The organism is Frankia canadensis, from assembly GCF_900197875.1.
In the GTDB taxonomy this organism is placed as follows: domain Bacteria; phylum Actinomycetota; class Actinomycetes; order Frankiales; family Frankiaceae; genus Frankia; species Frankia canadensis.
This window is the reverse complement of record NZ_FZMO01000523.1, coordinates 16,351-34,169: the sequence shown is the minus strand read 5'-3', so window position 1 is coordinate 34,169 and position 17,819 is coordinate 16,351. Positions and strand designations below refer to the sequence as shown.

General features: G+C 72.3%; 13 protein-coding genes and 1 tRNA gene. 7 read left to right on the top strand and 7 right to left on the bottom strand.

Annotated features, from left to right (window positions below; translation table 11 throughout):
- Positions 1-267: 267 nt before the first annotated feature.
- Both C1A33_RS27460 and C1A33_RS27455 read left to right on the top strand, forming a co-directional pair.
- Complete coding sequence (locus tag C1A33_RS27460; protein ID WP_243408003.1) at positions 268-1,653, top strand: GH25 family lysozyme; 1,386 nt, start codon at positions 268-270, stop codon at positions 1,651-1,653.
- 223 nt (positions 1,654-1,876) lie between these two features.
- Entirely contained in the window at positions 1,877-2,569 is a 693-nt protein-coding gene (locus C1A33_RS27455) for a DUF7144 family membrane protein (protein ID WP_243408002.1), read from the top strand.
- Between the two features lie 44 nt (positions 2,570-2,613).
- Here the strand turns inward: C1A33_RS27455 and C1A33_RS27450 are convergent, their stop codons facing one another.
- A complete protein-coding gene (locus C1A33_RS27450; RefSeq protein WP_101834600.1) occupies positions 2,614-3,168 on the bottom strand; it encodes a gamma-glutamylcyclotransferase family protein in 555 nt (184 codons plus the stop codon).
- 45 nt (positions 3,169-3,213) lie between these two features.
- Here C1A33_RS27450 and pyrE point away from each other — a divergent pair, with 45 nt between their 5' ends.
- Entirely contained in the window at positions 3,214-3,756 is a 543-nt protein-coding gene (gene pyrE / locus C1A33_RS27445; RefSeq protein WP_423748157.1) for an orotate phosphoribosyltransferase, read from the top strand.
- A gap of 108 nt (positions 3,757-3,864) precedes the next feature.
- Here the strand turns inward: pyrE and C1A33_RS27440 are convergent.
- Positions 3,865-3,946: transfer RNA gene (locus C1A33_RS27440), tRNA-Tyr, on the bottom strand.
- Positions 3,947-4,132: 186 nt separating this feature from the next.
- Here C1A33_RS27440 and C1A33_RS27435 point away from each other — a divergent pair.
- Entirely contained in the window at positions 4,133-4,621 is a 489-nt protein-coding gene (locus tag C1A33_RS27435) for a YajQ family cyclic di-GMP-binding protein (protein WP_101834598.1), read from the top strand.
- Between the two features lie 292 nt (positions 4,622-4,913).
- Here the strand turns inward: C1A33_RS27435 and htpX are convergent, their stop codons facing one another.
- Both htpX and C1A33_RS27425 read right to left on the bottom strand, forming a co-directional pair.
- Positions 4,914-5,786 carry a zinc metalloprotease HtpX gene (gene htpX / locus C1A33_RS27430; RefSeq protein WP_101834596.1) on the bottom strand — a complete coding sequence of 291 codons (873 nt, stop codon included), beginning with the start codon at positions 5,784-5,786 and terminating at the stop codon, positions 4,914-4,916.
- 148 nt (positions 5,787-5,934) lie between these two features.
- The gene (locus C1A33_RS27425) at positions 5,935-6,930 is read right to left on the bottom strand and encodes a Rossmann-like and DUF2520 domain-containing protein (protein WP_423748159.1); all 996 of its coding nucleotides are present in this window, start codon (positions 6,928-6,930) and stop codon (positions 5,935-5,937) included.
- A gap of 632 nt (positions 6,931-7,562) precedes the next feature.
- On the opposite strand from C1A33_RS27425, the gene C1A33_RS27420 reads away from it, so the two are divergent.
- The 3 genes from C1A33_RS27420 to C1A33_RS27410 all read left to right on the top strand — a co-directional run bounded on the left by C1A33_RS27420 (position 7,563) and on the right by C1A33_RS27410 (position 13,187).
- Positions 7,563-9,446, top strand: coding sequence for a 2-oxoacid:acceptor oxidoreductase subunit alpha (locus C1A33_RS27420; protein ID WP_101834592.1), 1,884 nt, complete (start codon positions 7,563-7,565; stop codon positions 9,444-9,446).
- Positions 9,443-10,504: a 2-oxoacid:ferredoxin oxidoreductase subunit beta gene (locus tag C1A33_RS27415; RefSeq protein WP_101834590.1), complete on the top strand. Its 1,062-nt coding sequence runs from the start codon at positions 9,443-9,445 to the stop codon at positions 10,502-10,504. Before C1A33_RS27420 ends, C1A33_RS27415 begins: the two co-directional genes overlap by 4 nt.
- Positions 10,505-11,024: 520 nt before the next feature.
- A complete protein-coding gene (locus tag C1A33_RS27410; protein ID WP_101834588.1) occupies positions 11,025-13,187 on the top strand; it encodes a hypothetical protein in 2,163 nt (720 codons plus the stop codon).
- Positions 13,188-13,415: 228 nt separating this feature from the next.
- Here C1A33_RS27410 and C1A33_RS27405 read toward each other — a convergent pair whose 3' ends face one another.
- Genes C1A33_RS27405 through C1A33_RS27395 form a run of 3 tightly spaced genes read right to left on the bottom strand, consistent with a single transcriptional unit; the run spans position 13,416 to position 17,819 of the window.
- On the bottom strand, positions 13,416-14,432 hold the full coding sequence (locus C1A33_RS27405; RefSeq protein WP_101834586.1) for a polyprenyl synthetase family protein: 1,017 nt from the start codon (positions 14,430-14,432) through the stop codon (positions 13,416-13,418).
- A 7-nt stretch (positions 14,433-14,439) separates the two neighbouring features.
- Positions 14,440-16,008 (bottom strand): NADH-quinone oxidoreductase subunit NuoN, encoded by a 1,569-nt coding sequence (nuoN, locus tag C1A33_RS27400; RefSeq protein WP_423748158.1) that lies wholly within the window; start codon positions 16,006-16,008, stop codon positions 14,440-14,442.
- A gap of 2 nt (positions 16,009-16,010) precedes the next feature.
- Complete coding sequence (locus C1A33_RS27395) at positions 16,011-17,819, bottom strand: NADH-quinone oxidoreductase subunit M (RefSeq protein ID WP_101834582.1); 1,809 nt, start codon at positions 17,817-17,819, stop codon at positions 16,011-16,013.

Genomic DNA, 17,819 nt, shown 5'->3' with positions numbered 1-17,819 from the left:
GCCCCACCTCGTCCGCCCCGCTTCGCGCGGCTTCACCCAGGGGCGCGCGGGCACGCGCAGGTTGCCACGCGCCCGCCCGGAGGATGCGGAAATTGCCGGCGGGAGCAACTGTCCGTAGTGAATAACTCGGACTCCAGGAGCTTCGATAGCTGTAAGTAATTCCTTCAATGCTTAACGTGTGGCGCACCTGGTGGAGCGTCCACGAACGGACGCGGCCGACCGTTCCCGAGCCTCCCGAGCGTCGCCTCCGAGCATCGAGGGTTGCCCATGCGTCTCCCGCAGCGTCCTGGCCGGTACCCGAGCATCCGGGCCGTCCCGCCCGACCGCCCCAGTTGGGACGTCATCGCGGCGGGCGCGACCGGCACCGGCGGCGGCACGCATCGCCCGCACCGTTCGATCGGACCGCTGCTGACCGTGCCGCTTCCCCGCCGGATGCTGAGCATCGCGGCACTGACCGTCGCCGCGCTGACCGCGGCGGGCACGACCGGGGTGGCGCTGGGCGCCACGCCATCCCCGCTGTGGCCACGCGGGGTGGACGTGGCGTCCTGGCAGCACCCCGGCGGCGGGCCGATCGACTGGAACGCGGCCCACGCCAGCGGCGTGAGCTTCGTGGTGATCAAGGCGACCGAGGGCACGAACTACGCCAACCCCTACTTCACCGCCGACCGGACCGCGGCGACCAGGGCCGGCATGGTGGTCGGCGCCTACCACTACGCGCGGCCCGCGCGGCCGATCTCGACGGCCGTGGACCAGGCCCGGCACTTCATCGCCGTCACCGGGCTGACCCGCACCGCCGGGCACCTCGCCCCCGCGCTGGACCTGGAGGACAACGGCGGTCTGGACCCCGCCACGCTGGCGGCCTGGACCCGCGCCTTCCTGGAGGAGGTGGAGTCGGAGACCGGGCGGACCCCCATCCTCTACACCTACCGATCGTTCTGGACCGACCGGATGGCCGACTCGCACGACTTCGCGAAGTACCCGATCTGGTTCGCGATCTACAACAACCAGGCCACCCCGGGCCCGCCGCCGGGCGGCTGGCCGAACTGGGCGCTGTGGCAGTACACCTCGAGCGGCATCGTGCCCGGCATCGCCGGCGCCGTGGACGAGAACGTGCTGTGCTGCACCGCGGCCACGCTCCGGACCCAGGCGGACGGCACCCTGAGCGAGATCCAGAAGTGGCACGCGGCCGCCGGCCTGGTCGCGCTGGCGCTCGGCGCGCCGATCGGCGTCGAGAACCCCGCCGGCGGCGGCGGGCGCTGGCAGCAGTACGCGAACGGCCTGGCCTTCTGGTCGGTCAGCACCGGTGTGCAGGCGCTGTGGGGGCCGATCCCCTCGAAGTACCTGGCCCTCGGCGGCTCGAACAGCTTCCTGCGCCGCCCCGTGAGCGACATCGAGAACACCACGGTCCCCGGCGGCCAGCAGGCTCGCTTCCAGGGTGGCTGGATCTACTGGCATGCCGACACCGGAGCCCACGAGGTGCACGGCCAGATCCTGCAGACGTATCTGAAGCTCGGTGGGTCGGGTTCGGCCCTGGGCCTGCCCACGACCGACGAGTACTCCGTGCCGGGCGGGCGCCAGAGCACCTTCCAGCACGGCCGGCTGCGCTGGGACGCGGCGAAGAACCAGGTCACCCAGCTCCCGCCCGGCCCCTGAGCCGCGGGTGAGAGGGCAGGGGTGACGTCGGCGCGCGGTGGGTATCGGAGCTATGCGGCGGACGGTAGTCGTCTGACTACCAGCTGGGCGCCGGACCGCACGGTGCGGGTATCGACCCGCCGCGACCACGAGGTCGCGCCCGCTCGCCCCGGACGTCCGCCATGGCCGGGGCGCGGCGGTTCGCCGGCCGAGCGAGGCTCCGGCGTCGAACGGGGAGGATGAGATGGCAGAAAACCGGGCGGTACGCCCGATGAGCGGATGGCTCACCTTCGCCGCCGTGATCATGTTCATCGTCGGATTCCACAACCTGATCTACGGCATCGCGGCCCTGCGTGACTACACCGTGGTGGTGACCAACCTGGGCGGAACCGGCGGCGCGAACGTCCTGTACGCCGACACGACCTTCTGGGGCTGGCTGTTCATCGCGATCGGCATCGTCGAGATGCTCGTCGCCTACGGGATCTACATCCGCAACCAGGCGGCCCGTTGGGCCGGCGTCGCCATCGCGACGATCAACGCGATCGGCCAGCTGGCCTTCATGGCGGCGTTCCCGTTCTGGTCGATCGTCATCATCGCGATCGACATTCTGGTGATCTACGCGCTGCTCACCCATGAGCCGGCCCGCACCTCGGCCGGCTACGAGGAGCCGTACCCGAGCGACCGAGCGGGCGTCGGCGCGCCCGCGGGCCGCGGCGCCGGGGTCGGGCGACACGCCGAGCACGCGGCGGCGCGAACCGGCTCCGGGGACGCGACCGCCGGCTACGAGGGCGGCTACGAGGGCGGTGGTCAGCCGGGCCGCGGCGGCACGGCGCCGGGCTACGGTGAGCCGACCGGTCGCCATGGCGGCATGGCCGATCCGGGGACCGGCGGTGCCGGGTACGGGCGCGAGGGCGGATCCCCGCCCCCCTCCGGCTGACCGGGTGCGGGACGCCGGCGCCTGAGTGGCCGGCGGTGCGCGGCTCAGGGCTCCGGATCGGTCATTCGGGAGCGCCAGGCCGCGCACCGCCGGACATAGGTGGCGAGGTGCCGCTCGGCGAATCCGCCGGCGTCCCAGGTCCGGTCCGTCACGGCGGCCCGGTCGAGCCAGTGGTAGGCCAGCGCGGCCCGCCCGTCCGCGAGGACGAGCGGGCCGATCTCGTATGCGGACCCCTCGAAGGCGTCGAGCACGTCGCGTTCGGCCGCACGCAGGCCGAGCAGCAGGCAGCCCGCGGCCGCTGGCGGCACCGATCCCGCTGGCCCGCCGACCGGCGGCCCGTCGACCGGCGGCCCGTCGACCGGCGGCCCGTCGACCGGCGGCCCGTCGACCGGCGTAGGCACCAGGCCCGGGTAGATCCGATCGCGCAGCTCGGCGGCCCGCCAGCCGGGCGCGGCAGCCGGCTCCATCGCCGGCACCCGGCCGAGCATGACGGCGAGGACCTCGGAGAACATCAGCGTGCCGTAGACGAACAGCGGCGTGGCGGTCCGGCCGCCCGGCGCCGTCAACCGCGGCGCGGGCGAGTCGGCGGGCGGGGGCATCCGATCACGGTAGCGGCGCGGCGCGCGCGGCTAGAGTCCACGGACGTGAGCGACGACGTGGGCAACATCGCGGGCCTGGCCGCCCGGGTGCGTGCCGCCTCCCATCTGACCGGCACCTTCCTGCTCCGCTCGGGCCGGACGAGCTCGGAGTACTTCGACAAGTACCTGTTCGAGGCCGATCCCGCGCTGCTCGCGGCGGTGGTGGACGGGTTGACCGGGCTCGTACCGCCGGGCGCCGACGTGCTCGCCGGGCTCGAGCTCGGCGGCGTCCCGCTCGCCACCCTGCTCTCGCAGCGCACCGGGCTGCCGACGAGGTTCGTCCGCAAGAAGGCCAAGGAATACGGCACCCGCCGGATCGCCGAGGGCGGTGAGGTCACCGGCCGCCGGGTCGTGCTCGTCGAGGACGTGGTGACCTCGGGTGGGGCCGTGCTGGACGCGACCCGGGTGCTGCGCGAGCAGGGCGCGGTTGTCGAGGACGTGGTGTGTGTGATCGACCGGAGCGAGGGCGGCCGGGAGCGGCTCGCCGAACTCGGCCTCACCTTGCATCCCCTGCTCACCCGGGCCGATCTGGACGCCGCCGCCGGGTGACGCCCACCTCCGCCGAGCACGGCCGGAAACGCGACAGGCCCTGGAGCAGTCTCCAGGGCCTGTGTCGCAGCGCGGGCCGCGCTGTACCCGGGTTGTGCCCGGGGGGGGTGGCAGGTGATGGATTCGAACCATCGTAGGCTGAGCCGACGGTTTTACAGACCGCTCCCTTTGGCCGCTCGGGCAACCTGCCGTCGTGGACGAGCATACCGGTCGCGGCGGAGCATCGGGGCGCGGGCTCGCCCCACTCGCCCTTCTCTGATCAACCAGCACGGAGAGTAGTCGTATGCCGAGATTCGGGGCGCTCGCGACAGCCACGTAGAGTGCCCGCCTCGCCACATCCATCCCCCGCAGCACAGCGAACAGGAGGTCCGCATCCGTGGCAGACCCGTCCTTTGACATCGTCAGCAAAGTCGACACCCAGGAGATTGACAACGCCGTCAACCAGACGGCCAAGGAGATCCGGACCCGCTTCGACTTCCGCGACACCGGCGCCTCGGCGACCCTGTCCGGCGAGTCCATTCTGCTGGTAGCGAACACGGACGAACGGGTCAGAGCGATCCTCGACGTCCTTCAGGAGAAGTTCGTCAAGCGCGGCATCTCCCTCAAAGCCCTCTCCTTCGACGAGCCGAAGGCATCGGGCAAGGAGTTCCGCCTGCCCGTCACGGTGCAGCAGGGCATCGCGGAGGACAAGGCCCGCTCGATCGCCAAGAAGATCCGGACAGACGGCCCGAAGGGGGTGCAGGCGCAGATCCAGGGCGACCAGCTCCGGGTCACCGGAAAGAAGCGCGACGACCTGCAGCGGGTCATCGCCATGCTGAAAGCCGAGGACTTCGAGGTCCCGCTGCAGTTCGTCAACTACCGCTAGGGCCCAACCCCGAACGCCGGGCACGATAGACGCGGAAACGGCGCACCCCGCCCGATGGGGGGTTTCGGGCGGGGTGCCCTGCGGCGGAGCCTGGGGGGTTCGCTCCGCCGCGGTCCTGGCCGCGGGCGGCAACCGTCGAGTCCGTCACCGCGTCGGGGCGACTGCCGCTACGCGGTGCCTACGACGTCGAGGTCACTGCCCGGGCCCGTGGCCGTTACCGAAATGCTACTCCGAACCATCGGCATTTATCCCGCGACACCGCGACGGACAACACCGTGGCCAGGCTCACGCGTCAGCGATACGGATTCATGCGCGCCATCTGCTCCAGACGCGCGATCCGTTCGTTCATGGGTGGATGTGTCGAGAACAGCCGGCCGACTCCCCCACCACGGAACGGGTTGGCAATCATCAGCGCGGCCGCGGGGCCCAGCTTCGACGTCTGCGGCAGCGGGCGTGCCGTGGCGCCCTGCTCCAGCTTGCGCAGCGCACTCGCGAGGCCCAGCGGGTCGCCGGTGAGGGTCGCCCCGGACGCGTCGGCCTGGTACTCCCGTGCACGGCTGATGGCGAGCTGAATGACGGACGCGGCGATCGGGCCGAGGATCATGAGCAGCAGCAGCTCGAAGATGCCCGGCCCGTTCTCCTCGTCGCGACCGCCGAAGATGGCCAGGAACTGCGCCATGTTCGCCAGGTAGACAATGACGCTGGCAAGAGCACCCGCGACCGAGGCGATCAGAATGTCACGGTTGTACACATGGCTGAGTTCGTGCCCCAGGACACCGCGCAGCTCACGGTCGTCCATCAGCTCCATGATGCCCTCGGTGCAGCACACCGCGGCGTTCTTCGGGTTACGCCCGGTGGCGAACGCGTTCGGAGAACCCGTCGGACTCAGGTAGAGCCGCGGCATCGGCATCCGGGCACCACGGGCGAGTTCGCCCACGATGGCATACAGGCGGGGTTGTTCGACCTGGGTGACCGGATAGGCCCGCATCGCGCGCAGGGCGATCCGGTCCGAGAAGAAGTAGGAAACGCCGTTCATGCCGATCGCCACCACCAGCGCGATGACCAGACCAGCCCGGCCGAACAGCGAACCGACGAACAGGATGGCGGCGGACAGCACGCCCAGCAGCAGCGCGGTCTTGAGACCGTTGAGATGACGGTGTGGCATGACTATCGGGTGTCCGTCCTCTAGAGCCGTTGCACCAGGGTCAACGCGGGGAGGCCGGGGCGGCGTTCCCGGGGCGGGTCGTTCCCGGGGCGCGTGTGGCCGACGCCTCTCCCCCCGTGCTCACACCCCCCGTTCAGGTCCGCTGTGCTCAGGCTGGATCACGGGTGGATCCGGTCGGCCCCGCGAGCGCGGCGTCCAGGCCGGACCGCCCCGCCGGCGGGAGCAGGCCCGCGCCCGCCAGCTCCCGCGCGGTGAAGCGCGCCAGCGCCCGATAGACCTCGGCCACGGCGGGGTCCACCGCCGTCAGCGCCTCGAGATGGGCGCGCACCGTGCCTACGTCACCGCGCCGGACCGGGCCGGTGGCGGCCGGCCAGCCGGCGGCGAGCGCGTTGTCCAGGGAGGCGCGCAGCAGCGGGCCGAGCGCGACGGCCGGATCCGTCACGCCGGCCGCGGTGAGCGCGTCCCGGGCCGCCACGGCCAGGCTGGTCAGGAAGTTACCCCCGAGCACGAGAGCGGCGTGATAGAGATCACGACTGTCGTCCGCGACGGTGAGGGGGACTCCACCGACCGCGGTCGCGAGGCTTCGGGCGCGGTCGGCGGCGGCCGGGTCCGCGGTGATGCCGAAGGGAACGCCCTCGAACACCCGCGGTCCCGGCTCGCCCCCTGGCAGGGTCATGATCGGATGGATGGCGGCGAGCGCGGCCCGGGAGCCGCCGCCGGTACGCAGAACACCGAGCCCGTGCCGGCCGCTGAGATGCGCGAGCAGCTGCCCCGCGCGTACCGCGCCGACGGCGACGAGCTCGGCGGTCACCGTGGCGATCGCGTCGTCCGGCACGGCCACGAGCAGAACGTCGGCGGCGCGCAGCCGGGCCGCGACCGAAGCCACGGGGCCGGTGCGCGCGGCGGGGAAGCGGGCGGCGGCGCGCGCACGACCCTCCTCCGAGCGGGTGACCACCGCCACCACCGGGTGCCCCACCGCCGCGAGCGCGGCCGCGACGGCGGTACCGGCCCGGCCGGCGCCCACCAGGCCCAGCGACGGACGCGCGGCAGGGCTGCGGCGGGCGGCGGGCCCGGCGGGCGGCGCCGGCGCGGCGGGTTCGCCAGGCCCCGGGTAAGCAGTCCCGCCACCATCAGCACCCCCTATGACCGGCCCGGATGGCTCACGGGACGGTCCGGGTGCGGGCGCGGGCGGCTCGGTCCCCGGCGGTCGCCCGCCGGCCGGAGCCGGGGCCGGTCCGGGCCGCGCGGGCCGCGACGGAGGTCTGGTCATGGCGTGATGGTCCCGCGCGGCGCCGCCCGCCCGCGCGGCGTCGGGATGGCGACAGTGCGCTCGACGCGCCGCGCGGCCGATACGCTCGGTGGTGCGACCCCTCCCGCCCGGCGGCAACAGAAGATGGTGAGTCGCACGCGCACAGTAATCACATGGCGTCCCGGGAGTGTCAATTCCCCGACAAAAGCACCGGACACCGCCGTACCGAAAGCACTACCGGAGGCCTTTTCGATTCCGGCGGATCCGTTCCGCGTTCGGGCGGCCCGACGCATCCCCAGCCGTCCGGACACGAACGGTCACTCCAGGGCGAAGCACTCCGGGGCGACGCCAGGGCAGGTGCACATACGCAGAGTCGACAACCAATCACCCTATGACAGAGCTTTCCTAGATCACAATTTCGGGCCCGATCGGCGAGCTGCATCGAACGATCGGCCGACCCGGCACGCCGCACGCGTCTCATTGCTACAGCCGGTAGGCTGGTGCGGTACCCGAGGAGGTTACTGAAGGTGTCTGAGCAGGTCAGGGAGAGGGAGACCCGTCGACTCGACCGGGTCGTCGTGCGCTTTGCGGGCGACTCCGGCGACGGTATGCAACTTACCGGAGAACAGTTCACGAGCGAGACCGCCACGTTCGGCAACGACCTGTCGACGCTCCCGGACTTCCCGGCGGAAATCCGCGCCCCAGCCGGCACCCCGGCCGGCGTATCCGGATTCCAGCTACATTTTTCCGACCACGACATCCTCACCCCGGGTGACGCACCGGACGTCCTGGTCGCGATGAATCCCGCCGCATTGAAGGCGAATCTCAAGGATCTGCCGCCGGGCGCCAATCTCATCGTGAACACGGACGCGTTCACGAGCGGCAACCTGAAGAAGGCCGGGTACGCGACGGACCCCCTGACCGACGGCACGGTCGACCCGTACGTCGTCCACCGGGTCCCGCTGACCTCGATGACCGTCAACGCCGTGCACGCCACGGACGGTGGCGGCGGGGTCAACAAGAAGGAGGCCGAGCGGGCGAAGAACATGTTCGCCCTGGGCCTCATGAGCTGGCTCTACCACCGGCCCACCGAGGGCACGGTCGCCTTCCTGGAGAAGAAGTTCGCGAAGCGGCCGGAGATCGCGGCCGCCAACGTCGCGGCCTTCCGCGCCGGGTTCAACTACGGCGAGACGACCGAGTCGTTCACGGTCACCTACGAGGTGGCCCCGGCCAGAATGAAGTCGGGCACGTACCGGCGTATCAGCGGCAACCTGGCGCTGTCCTACGGGCTGGTCGCCGCCGGCGAACTGACCGGGCTGCCCGTCTTCCTCGGGTCCTACCCGATCACCCCGGCGTCGGACATCCTGCACGAGCTGAGCAAGCACAAGCGGTTCGGCGTGCGGACGTTCCAGGCCGAGGACGAGATCGCCGGCATCGGCGCCGCGCTCGGCGCGTCCTTCGGCGGCTCGCTGGGCATCACCACGACCTCCGGCCCCGGCGTCGCGCTCAAGAGCGAGACCATCGGCCTCGCGGTGAGCCTGGAGCTGCCGCTGGTCATCGTCGACATCCAGCGCGGTGGCCCGTCCACCGGGCTGCCGACCAAGACCGAGCAGGCCGACCTCCTGCAGGCGATGTTCGGCCGCAACGGCGAGGCCCCGGTGCCGATCGTGGCGCCGCGCTCCCCCGGCGACTGCTTCGACGCCGCGGTCGAGGCCGCGCGGCTCGCCACGAAGTACCGCACGCCGGTGTTCCTGCTCTCCGACGGCTATCTGGCCAACGGCTCGGAGCCGTGGCTGCTGCCGACCCGCGACGAGCTGCCCGACCTGCGCGTCGAGTTCGCCACCGAGCCCAACCACACGGGGGCCAAGGGGCCGGAGTTCTGGCCGTACCTGCGCGACCCGGAGACCCTCGCCCGCCCGTGGGCGATCCCCGGCACCGCCGGCCTCGAGCACCGCATCGGCGGCATCGAGAAGTCCGACGGCCAGGGCACGATCTCCTACGACCCGGCCAACCACGACCGGATGGTCCGGCTGCGCGCGGCCAAGGTCGCCGGCATCGCGAACGACATCCCCCCGCTGGAGGTGGACGACCCCTCCGGCCGGGCCCGCGTGCTGGTGCTCGGCTGGGGATCCACCTTCGGCCCGATCGCGGCCGGCTGCCGGCGGGTGCGGGCCAAGGGCCTGCACGTCGCCCAGGCGCACCTGCGCCACCTCAACCCCTTCCCGGCCAACACCGGGGAGGTCCTGCGGTCGTACGACAAGGTGCTCATCCCCGAGATGAACCTCGGCCAGCTGCGGACCCTGATCCGGGCCGAGTACCTCGTCGACGCGATCGGCTACAACCAGGTCCGCGGACTGCCGTTCAAGGCGGCAGAACTGGCCGGCGTCTTGGAGGACGTGATCAACCAGTGACCGTCACGACGAACCGTTCCGGCATCAGCAACCGGCTGCTCGACCTGGTTCCGGCCGCGCCGGCCCAGCAGAGCCGCAAGGACTTCACCTCCGACCAGGAGGTGCGCTGGTGCCCGGGTTGCGGTGACTACGCGATCCTCGCGACGGTGCAGGGCTTCCTGCCCGACCTCGGGGTCGCCCGGGAGAACATCGTCTTCATCTCCGGGATCGGCTGCTCCTCGCGCTTCCCGTACTACCTGCAGACCTACGGCATGCACTCCATCCACGGCCGTGCGCCGGCGATCGCCACGGGGCTCGCCACCTCGCGGCCGGACCTGTCGGTCTGGGTCGTCACCGGCGACGGCGACGCGCTGTCGATCGGCGGGAACCACCTGCTGCACGCGCTGCGCCGCAACGTGAACCTCAAGATCCTGATGTTCAACAACCGGATCTACGGCCTGACCAAGGGGCAGTACTCGCCCACCTCCGAGGTCGGCAAGATCACCAAGTCGACGCCGTTCGGCTCGCTGGACCGACCGTACAACCCGGTCTCGCTCGCCCTCGGCGCCGAGGCGACGTTCGTCGGCCGCTCGATCGACTCCGACCGCGCGCACCTCACCTCGGTGCTGCGCGCCGCGGCCGAGCACCCCGGCACGGCGTTCGTCGAGATCTTCCAGAACTGCAACATCTTCAACGACGGCGCTTTCGACCCGCTCAAGGACCGGACCAGCCGCGACGACGTGACGCTGCGGCTGGTTCACGGCGAGCCCCTCCTGTTCGGGGCCGAGGGCGACAAGGGCGTGCGGCGCGCCGCCGACGGCAGCCTTGAGATCGTGTCGGCGGACAGCCCCGGCATCCTCACCCACGACGCCGCCGCGGCGGACCCGAGCCTCGCCTTCGCGCTCTCGCGGATCACCGGGGACACCCACGGGGTCACCCCCGTCGGCATCTTCCGCAACGTCGACGCGCCGACCTACGACGAGGCGCTCAACCGGCAGATCACCGACGCTCGGGAACGGCAGGGAGAGGGCGACCTGATGTCGATGATCTCCGGCGGGGAGACCTGGACCATCGACTGATCCGGGCCGCCACCGGCGGAAACACCGGCGAGGCCGGGGCAGGCGCGCAGGATCGCGCCGCCCCGGCCTCGTGCGTTTCGCCGCACGCGGCTGGGGCTGACCGTCGCCGAAGCGCGCGCCGGTCGGCCCGGTGGCGGACGATCGCGCGGGGGCCCGCGCGGGCCTCCGGCGACATCGGCGCCATCACGGCCTCACAGCATGTTTACCGAGGATATGTCGGGTATTCGCGGCTCGCGGGGCGTCGGGTACGCTGTGATCGCGCGTGGGGGTGCCGTGCGGCCCGGGGGGGCTCACAACACCAGTGCAGCCGGAGGCGTAGTGCGGGGTCATCGAGCCCTCAGCCCGCGGTCCGCGGTCAGTCCGCGTTCGTCGGTGGGCATTGTCCTTGGCTCGGACATCGTCATTGGCACGGGCATCGCCCCTGCCGTCGTTTCCGACGTGGCCCGTCTCCGCCCGATCACCGCGCGGGACAAGCACGGTTCGACCGGCCGCGACGGACTCCCTGCTGCCGGAGGTCACCATGGGTAGTCACTCCGCGGGCCGGCACGCGCGGCACAGCGCCGCCGCCCAGAGCACCTCCGCCATCGTCGTGGAGCGGATCACGGCGGACGTCTCCGCTCCCCCGTCCACGCCGCGCGGCCCCGCCCCGGCGGCGTCGCGCGGCGACCCGGGATCAGTCCCGTGGAGCGCCGTCGTCGGCGATGCCGTCGGCATCGCCCGCCCGCCCGCTGCCGCGCCGCGCCGGGCCGCGAGCGACGCCTGGGCCTCCAGCGCCCGGGTCGGCCACGCCGCCGACGACACCGGTGCGGACTTCTCCCCGAGCCGGACCGCGTACGTCACCCGCCCGGCCGAGCGAGGCGTCAGCGGTTGGGAGGCACCCGCCGGCTGGAGCACGCCGACCGGATGGCAGTCCACCACGGCGCCGGACGCGCCGACGCGGCGTGCAACGCCGCCCTATCAGGGCGCCGCACACCCCGCCCGCGGGGCTGACCCCCTCGGCCTCGTGACTCCCCCCGGTTCCACCGTTCCTGTCAGCTCGTCCGCTCCCATCGGCACCACCGCTCCTCGCGGGTTCACCGCTCCCGATGGCTTCGCCGCCGCTCTCGACGCCGCCGCCCCGCTCGGCGCGCCGGTCCCTCGCGACACCACGACCCCGCTCGGCGCGCTCTCCGCCCTCGGCACCTCCAGCCCGCCCGCGACCGACCCGCTCGGCACCTCCAGCCCGCTCGCGGGTCCGCTTGGCATGGCCGGCCCGGTCCGGAGCACGTCCCCTCTCGATACAGTTACCGCCCGAGGCGCGGGGGCCCCTCGCGGAACGGGTACTCAGCCCATGGCCGCGGTCGGGCGGGGGACCACCAGCGCGCGCGACGCGGCGCGGATCGCCTCCTTCGGGCAGGCAGCCGTCGTCACCCCTGGCATCCCGAACTCCCTGCCGCCCGGCGAGCGCGACACCCTGACCGGGCCGATGTCCGCCAGCACGACGGCCCGCCGGGCGCGGTCGGCGGGCGGCGCCCCGTCCGCCGCGGCCCCGCGGCCCACCACCGCGCGCGCGCCCATCGCCCCGGCCTCGACCAGCCCGCTGTCCTCGAGCCCGCTGTCCTCGAGCCCGCTGTCCTCGAGCCCGCTCGCGGCCGGTACCGGCCCTGGCAGCCGTCGGGGCGAAGCCGGCTGGGGCGAAGCCGGCTGGGGGGATGACGGCTGGGACGGCAGTTCGTCCGGCGATCGTCGGCGGGCTCGTGGCGCGGGCGACCGAACCCGGCGTAAGGTCGGTGGCCCAGGCCCAGCCACCCGGCCGCGCAACGCCGCCGACGGCGACAGCGCCCTCACCTCGACCGCCCGGCTCGCCTCCCCCGGTAGCCGCACCGACCGGTTCGCCGACGCGTCCTTCACTGCGAGCCACTCACCGGCGGCCAGCCGCACGGCCGCTGCCAGCCGCACGTCGGCGGCCCGTCGGGCGTCGGAGGCTCACCAGGCGCCCGATGACGCCGGTCGGATTTCCGGGGCGCACCGCGCGCCGATGAGGCGGGGAAACGGACGGGCGCGGCTGGCCGCGGCCGGTACGGTCTCGCTCGCCGGGCTGTCGGCCATCGTGGCCGGCGTGGCCCTCGGCGGTGACCCGGGCAGCACCACCCAGCCGCTGGCCACCGCCGCCGGGGAGACCCCCACGATCCAGTACCGCGGCAGCACCAGTGTGCTGACGTTCGGCGCGTCGGGTTCGCAGGCCTCCCGCGGCCACACGCGCACCACTCCGCCGCGGGCCCAACTCGCGCCGAGCGCGGACCAGCCCGAGCTCGACACGACGACGGTGAGCCCGACGACCGGGCCCATCCCGGTGATCACACTGGTGCCCCGCGACGAGCAGGCGGCGACCGGACCGACCGATCTGCGCGGCCTCATCCCGAGCACCGGCGCCGGCACCACCGCCTCGGCCAGCCCGACCTCCTCAGCCAGCCCGACCGCGTCGAGGAGCCAGACGTCCGGCGACGGCAGCCTGCCGTTCGACCCGGCGAGCCCGGCGACGAGCCAGCCGGCGACGCCGAGCCCGTCCGCCAGCTCCAGCAGCGGGACGCTGCCGTTCCACCCGTCACCGGTCGAGGTCACCCCGCTGAGCAGCTCGTGGTTCCACAGCTCCACGAGCCACTCGACCGCGTCGCCGAGCGCCAGCAGCACCACCGGTCACTGAGACCCGCCGGCCAAGGGCGGGGGTGCTCCGACAACGGAGGACCCCCGCCGGCCCGCGGGCCGGCCCTCTGGGCTGTGTGAGGACGTGGCCCCCGATATCCACTGACGCGCTCCCGCAGGTCGCCTGCGCCGCCCGTGGGCCGCGCCTGGACGTCTCTGGCCGACCCGGCACCCGGCAGATCTCCTGGCCCTACATGGGAACGGGTCCTCCTGTCGCTCGAGTCGCGATCTAGCCCGTGCGGTCGATGACGAAGTCGGTGAGGGAGCGCAGCGCCGTCTTCGCCGCGTTGTCCGGCAGCGGGGCCAGGCACTCCCGGGCCCGGTTCGACCAGGCGGCGAGCTCACGGCGGGCCCGGGCCATCCCCTCATGGCCGCGCAGCAGATCGATCGCCTCCGCGACCCCCTCGTCCGGGTTCCCGCCGCCCGCGGCGAAGTCCGAGGTGATGAGCTCCCGCAGCCGACCCGCCGCGCGGTCCTCGGACTGCAGCGCGTAGAGCACCGGCAGGGTCGGGATACCCTCCCGCAGGTCGGTGCCGGGCGTCTTGCCCGAGTCGGCCGGGTCGGAGGCGACGTCGATGATGTCGTCGGAGAGCTGGAAGGCGACCCCGAACAGCTCCCCGAAGGTCGCCAGCGTGTCGACGGTGATCGGGTCGGCGCCGGCGAGCATCGCGCCGAGCCGGCCGGATGTGGCGATCAGGGACGACGTCTTCTCGGTGACGACCCGCAGGTAGTGCTCCACCGGATCCTGGCCGGGCGCGGCGCCGATGGTCTCCCGGATCTGCCCCTCGCACAGCGTCGCGATGGTCCGGGCGAGGATCCGGGTCGCCTCGGGGCCGAGGTCGGCGGTGATGTCGGAGGCCCGGGCGAACAGGTAGTCGCCGGTGAGGATCGCGACCGTGTTCGTCCAGCGCGCGTTGGCGGACGCCGCCCCGCGACGGCGGGGAGCCTCGTCCATCACGTCGTCGTGGTACAGCGTCGACAGGTGCGTCAGCTCGATGGCGACGGCCGCCGGCACCACCCCACTGGCCCGTGGATCGGCGAACTGCGCCGCCAGCAGCACGACGATCGGGCGGAACCGCTTGCCCCCCGCGTCGACAAGGTGCCGTGAGGTCTCGGTGACGAAGGCGAACTCGCTGCGCACCGACGCGCGCAGCAGCTCCTCCACCTCGCCGAGACCTTCTCGCACGGCTTTTTCCAGATCAGGATCGGTCCTGATCCCCACGACGTCCAGCCCGATAGCGCTCATACCACCGTCAGCGTACGAAGCCAGACGACGCGGCGGTATTCGCGAGGTCCAGAAGGGGCTGTGGCGCTACTCCCAGGACGAGCGTCGCGACCGTGCCGACACCCGCCGCGGCGAAGGTCAGCGTCGGCCGGGTGACCACGACGGGTCCCTGGGCGAGCGGGTCGGAGAAGAACATCAGCACGATGACCCGCACGTAGAAGAACGCGGCGATCGCGCTGCAGACCAGGGCGACGACGACCAGCGGGGTGGCGTGCCCCTCGATCGCCGCCTGGAACACCGCGAACTTCCCGGTGAAGCCGCTGGTGAGCGGAATGCCGGCCAGGGCCAGCAGGAGGAACGAGAACGTTCCGGCCAGCAGCGGCGAGGTGCGCCCGAGCCCCCGCCACTGGGACAGGTCGCTCGCCTCGCCGTCGCTGGTGCGGACCAGCGAGACCACGGCGAACGCGGCGATCGTGGTGAAGCCGTACGTGACCAGATAGAACATCGAGCCGCGCAGGCCGTCCGTGTTCGTTCCGGCGAGGCCGACGAGCAGGAAGCCGGCGTGCGCGATGGCCGAGTAGGCGAGCATCCGCTTGATGTCGCGCTGGGTCAGCGCCAGCACCGCGCCGACCACCATCGTGAGGATCGCGACGGCCCACAGCACGGGCCGCCAGTCCCAGCGCAGCCCGCCGAAGGCGACGTAGAACACCCGCAGCAGGGCGCCGAAGGCGGCGACCTTCGTGCCGGCGGCCATGAACGCGGTGACCGGCGTCGGCGAGCCCTGGTAGACGTCCGGCGTCCAGGAGTGGAACGGCGCGGCGCCGATCTTGAAGAACAGGCCGACCCCGATCAGGGCGACGGAGAGGTAGATGTAGATGTCGTTCTTGCCGACCGTGCCGACCGCGTCGGCGATCTTGCCGAGCTCCACGCTGCCCGCGAATCCGTAGGCGAACGCGACGCCGTAGAGGAAGAACGCCGAGGAGAACGCGCCGAGCAGGAAGTACTTCATCGCCGCTTCCTGCGACAGCAGGCGCCGGCGGCGGGCGAGCCCGGCCAGCAGGTACAGCGGCAGCGAGAGGATCTCCAGCGCCACGAACATCACCAGCAGGTTGTTCGAGGCGACGAACAGCATCATGCCGGTCACCGAGAAGACCATCAGCGGGTACGCCTCGGTCTGCATGTCGGCGGAGACCCGCTGCGCGGTGGAGCCCTTCGAGCCCGGGGTGATCGCGGCCGAGGCGACGATCGCGCCGCCGGACGAGTCCAGCTGGCGCTCGGCGACCAACAGCACCGACAGCAGCGCGAACACCAGGATCGTGCCCTGCATGAACAGCGTCGGCGCGTCGATGGCCACCGCCCCGGCGGCGAGCACCGCGCGCCGCCCGTGCAGCACCGCCACCGCAACCAGCGCGGCGATGAAACCACCGCCGGCGAGCACCGGCTGGATCACCCGACGCGCCGAACGGGACGCGAACGCGTCGACGAGCACGCCGAGCAGCGCCACCGCGAAGACGATGAGCAGCGGGCTGAGCGAGGAGTACTCGATCGACGGCGGGGTGATCTTCTGCGTCTGCGCGAGCAGAAGGTGGTTGTCCACGCTCACGAGTGGCCTCCGGGCTGCGCAGCGGGATGGGCCGCGACGGGGTGGGTCGGCGCCGGATCGGACTTGCCGATGTCGGCGTAGGTGGCGGTGACCGACGGCCGGATGATGTCGATGATCGGCTTGGGGTACACCCCGAGCCCGATGATGAGCGCGACCAGCGGGGCGACGACCAGCTTCTCGCGCAGGCCGAGGTCGGGCAGCGCCCGGTTCTCCGCCCGGGTGACCGGGCCGGTCATCGTCCGCTGGTACAGGTACAGCACGTAGATCGCCGCGAGCACGATGCCGCAGGTCGCCACGATCGCCAGCGGCTTGTTCACGGTGAACGTGCCGACCAGCACCAGGAACTCGCTGACGAAGCTGTTCGTCCCCGGCAGCGCCAGTGAGGACAGACCGGCGATGAGGAACACCCCGGCCAGCACCGGCGTCACCTTCGCCAGCCCTCCGTAGGCGCCGACGTCCCGGGTGCCGCGCCGGGTGACCAGGAAGCCGACGACCAGGAACAGCAGACCGGTCGAGAGCCCGTGGTTGACCATGTAGAGGACCGCGCCCGTCCCGGCCTGGCTGGTGAAGGCGAAGATGCCCAGCGCGATGAAGCCGAAGTGGGCGAGCGACGTGTAGGAGACGAGGCGTTTCATGTCCCGTTGGCCGATGGCCAGCAACGCCCCGTAGAAGATCCCGACGACCGCGAGCCCGAGCACCATCGGCGCGAAGTAGTCCGCGGCGTCCGGGAACAGCGGGATGCAGTACCGGATCAGCCCGAACGTCCCCACCTTGTCCAGGACGCCGACGAGCAGCACCGCGCCGCCGGTGGGCGCCTGTGCTCCGGCGTCGGGCAGCCAGGTGTGGAACGGGAACAGCGGCGCCTTGATGGCGAAGGCGACGAAGAACCCGAGGAACAGCAGCTTCTGCACGCCCGGGGTGATGTCGAGCTGGCGCAGGGTGGCGAAGTCGAACGTGCCGTGGTCCAGGTGCTGCGCGGACACGACGTACAGGCCGATCACCGCGGCGAGCATGAGCAGACCGCCGAACAGGCTGTAGATCAGGAACTTCACCGCCGCGTAGGAGCGCTGCGCCTGCTCCTTCACCGGGCCGTAGCTGCCGATGAGGAAGTACATCGGGATCAGCATCGCCTCGAAGAAGACGTAGAACAGGAACACGTCGGTCGCGGCGAACACGCCGATCATCCCGGTCTCCAGCGCCAGCAGCAGCGCGAAGAACGCCGGCACCGAGCGCCGGCTGCGCGCCTGGACGCCCTGCGCGGACACGGTGGCGGCCGGTGGGACGGCGGCCGGTGGGACGGCGGGCGGCGCGGCGACCAGGACCGCCGTGCCACCGCCGCCGACAGCCTCCCCGCCGGTCCCGGCCAGTGCGGCCGAACCACCAGGACCACCAGGACCACCAGGACCACCAGGACCACCAGGACCACCCGCCGCGGCGGCACCGCCCGGACCGGCTGATGTGCCGTCAGCCGTGTCGCCGCCGTCCGCCTCGTCCCAGGAGGCCAGCACGACGACGGGCACCAGCAGGGCGGCGAGCAGCATCAGCACCAGCGAGATGCCGTCCGCGCCGACCGAGTAGTGGATGCCGAACGTGGAGATCCAGTCATACGACTGGTGGAACTGGAACCCGGCGCGCTTCGGGTCGTAGGCCACCGTCGCGAGCACCGCCAGCACCAGCACCGCGAGGGTGATGCCCAGGGTGAGCTGCTTGGCCAGGGTGCCCAGCCGCCGCGGCAGGCAGGCGACGACGAGCGCGCCGACGGCCGGGACGAGAAGCAGGATCGTCAACCAGGGGACTGTGTTCAC